The sequence below is a fragment of the Pseudomonas sp. Fl5BN2 genome (genome assembly GCF_009908205.1).
Taxonomy (GTDB): domain Bacteria; phylum Pseudomonadota; class Gammaproteobacteria; order Pseudomonadales; family Pseudomonadaceae; genus Aquipseudomonas.
The window spans coordinates 1-398 of sequence record NZ_JAAARL010000101.1 but is presented as its reverse complement, the minus strand read 5'-3'; the positions used below and the strand labels follow the sequence as shown (position 1 = coordinate 398).

The window sequence follows — 398 nt, the reverse complement described above, 5'->3', positions numbered from 1 at the left end:
CCCAGGTAGCGGCTTTTTTCACGCGCAATGAACGAGGACAGTTCTGCGGACAATGCATTGGTCAGTTCAATGTGTTCACGGTCGAACAACACACCGAATGTTTCTTTGACTTCGGGCGGCGACAAGTATTCGCCTTCCCGTTTGTCAACGAAGCGGGTAATACCGCTGGCAAACGCGCTGAGTTCGTTTTTCTCAAGTTGATGGCGCAGATCGAGGATTCGCTCAATGGCAGGCTCGTTTTCAGCGATGAATCTCAGCGAGTAAAGCCTTTCACTGAGGTTTTGCCCGATACCCCAAGACACTGCAGAATCTTTGTTTTGACCCGTAATTACATCGACCCAGTAGTCTGCTTCCACCTCGGTGGTGTAAATACGGCTGCCGTTGTGCAGGCCCACAAT

1 protein-coding gene is annotated in these 398 nt (G+C 51.0%); it reads right to left on the bottom strand.

Features of this window, described 5'->3' with window-relative positions; translation table 11 throughout:
• Nucleotides 1–398: hypothetical protein (locus GV819_RS32790; protein ID WP_161760133.1), on the bottom strand; the 398-nt coding region annotated here is incomplete at both ends.